This is a genomic window from Rhodococcus sp. P4_B6, assembly GCF_056402215.1.
The window spans coordinates 1-2,041 of record NZ_JBFUHV010000406.1; the positions used below are offsets into that span (position 1 = coordinate 1).

The following is a 2,041-nucleotide window of genomic DNA, read 5'->3' on the forward strand; positions in this document are numbered from 1 at the left end:
TGGCGACGGTCAGCCATACGGACGCGGATGAGCGATCAATTCGGGATATTGCTCGAGGTCTGATCGCGGAACAGCCCTCCGATGGAGTGGCCAGATTCGACGCCATCGCCGAAGCGAATCGCAAATTCCACTACGCCCTTTACGGATTCGACGATGAAGTAGTACTCGACCCAATCCAGAGCGGGCTTCGTGGATACTGGGAGCGTTACTCGAGGTACCGACGCGTGTATTGGAACGTCGACGACCATCTCATGCATTCGAATGAGGGTCATCAGCGAATTCTCGACGCGTGGTCAGCGCGCGACGCCGATCGGGCAGAGCGCGAGCTGGCGCGGCATATTTTGGGCGCGGTGCGATCCCTCGTGTACGAACTGGACGAGCATCGCGCGTCGTCGTTCTCTCCCACTCTCCATGAACTCGCGAAGCGCTACGACTTCGATCTGTTCTGACCCTCCCTTGACGCGGAGGAGCAGAGGGCATGAGGGCACACCCGCAAGTTTCTGATATATCATGACGGCATGAGTTGTGCGAATGTCCGATCCTTCACCATCTCGACGAAGGCGGCGGGCGATCCTGCGTTCGCCCTGCTCGGGACGCTGTGGATTCGATGATGCAAACGTCCGGCAAAAGTTCTCGCGGCCGCGGCGACAGTAGACGAAATCCGAAGCTCGGGGCGACGGTACGGGACCGAATCGCGGAAGTCCTGCGTGACGAGATCATCAGCGGAAAACTATCCAAGGGAATGCGGATCGATCTGGATGAGACCGCTGCTGAACTGGGAACCAGCCGCACTCCGGTTCGCGAGGCCTGCTTGGTGCTCGTACACGAAGGTCTGGTGGAGGTAGCACCGAGGACTGGGGTATCAGTAGTCGGCCTGACTCCACGCGATGTCGAAGACAACTTCGCTCTCATGGCGGTCCTGTCCGGTACCGCTGCAGCATGGGCTTCTGAACGTGGAACACCCGAACAGCACAAGGAAATCCGTCTCCTGTCGGATGAGGTTCGTGCTGCAGCAGATGCGGGCGGTGATATACGGACAGCGAATTTCTTGTTTCATCGAGCAATCAATAGGGCGAGTAATTCAGCGAGATTGCTGATACTGCTTCGGCAGACTGGACGACTTATCCCCACGTCCTACTTCGATATGATCCCTGAACAGGCGAGCTGCGCGCTGCGCGAGCACGACGATATCGTCGCGGCGGTTATCGCCGGCGATCCAGAGAAGGCACGCCGCTTGTCAGAAGAACATCTCGTTCGAGCGGGACGAGCCTTCGTTTTACGTATGTTCGGCGAGCGGGAGTCATCGGCCGTCGAGAAGTCCGGGTAATGTCCCAGCGGCCTAGTGGGACCTGTCGGACTGTCAGCCGACTGGGCCGCCGACTCGGTGGGGGTATGCGCTCACTAGAACGAGTACCTCCTCTTGGGAACAGTTCGATTCAGGGATGACCTGCCACAATCGCTCGATGAACCGGTGCATTGTCATTCCGAAGTGCACGAGGACTTCCTCCTCGGTGGCGCCCCCGAATGGTGCCCATTTGCTGGCAAATTCGATGAGGCGCTCCGCCTCGGTGTCGGGATGATTGCGTTTACGGTTGGCTTCGATCGAAGCGGCGCGACGCATTTGGCGCCACTTGCGGTACTCACGAGAGTTCATGGGAATTCACATCCAAATAGTCGGGACAGCCGAAGCCTTGGAAGTTTGGGGACCCTCGCCGCACGAGGGAAATGCGCAGAGTGCCAGTCGCTCTCGACCGACACACTGCTCATGCCACGCCGCACCAGCTCCGTGAGACCGCCGGGTGCATCATCGACCAAACTGCACAGTCAGCACTCGATGTCGCGGAGAAGATATGCGAGCACAATGTTTTCGAACTCGGCTTTGCGCTCGATCATCGCCCAATGGCCGCAGTTGTGGAAGACGTGCAGTTCGCAGTTCGGGATCAGGCGCATCGGCATGAGGGAACTGTCGAGTGGGGTGACTCGGTCGTCACGTCCGAAGGTGATCAGAGTGGGCGCCTCGATCTTCGTGAGGGTCTCGACC

At 59.0% G+C, this 2,041-nt stretch carries 4 protein-coding genes; 2 read left to right on the top strand and 2 right to left on the bottom strand.

The genetic code is table 11. The features are described 5' to 3' along the window. Both AC1DWT_RS51015 and AC1DWT_RS51020 read left to right on the top strand, forming a co-directional pair. Positions 1-449: FCD domain-containing protein (locus AC1DWT_RS51015; protein ID WP_477926239.1), on the top strand; the 449-nt coding region annotated here is incomplete at its 5' end. Positions 450-607: 158 nt separating this feature from the next. Beyond that, positions 608-1,327 (top strand): GntR family transcriptional regulator, encoded by a 720-nt coding sequence (locus AC1DWT_RS51020; protein ID WP_095861911.1) that lies wholly within the window; start codon positions 608-610, stop codon positions 1,325-1,327. 33 nt (positions 1,328-1,360) lie between these two features. On the opposite strand, the gene AC1DWT_RS51025 is transcribed toward AC1DWT_RS51020, so the two are convergent. After that, positions 1,361-1,654: a hypothetical protein gene (locus AC1DWT_RS51025; protein WP_095861912.1), complete on the bottom strand. Its 294-nt coding sequence runs from the start codon at positions 1,652-1,654 to the stop codon at positions 1,361-1,363. Positions 1,655-1,824: 170 nt separating this feature from the next. Next, positions 1,825-2,041 (bottom strand): alpha/beta fold hydrolase (locus tag AC1DWT_RS51030; protein ID WP_477926240.1); only part of this gene is annotated, 217 nt, incomplete at its 5' end.

What these genes read in the sequence shown, in the direction of transcription:
- AC1DWT_RS51025 (WP_095861912.1), bottom strand. Translation starts at nt 1,654, where the DNA reads ATGAACTCTCGTGAGTACCGCAAGTGGCGCCAAATGCGTCGCGCCGCT.
- AC1DWT_RS51020 (WP_095861911.1), top strand. Translation starts at nt 608, where the DNA reads ATGATGCAAACGTCCGGCAAAAGTTCTCGCGGCCGCGGCGACAGTAGA.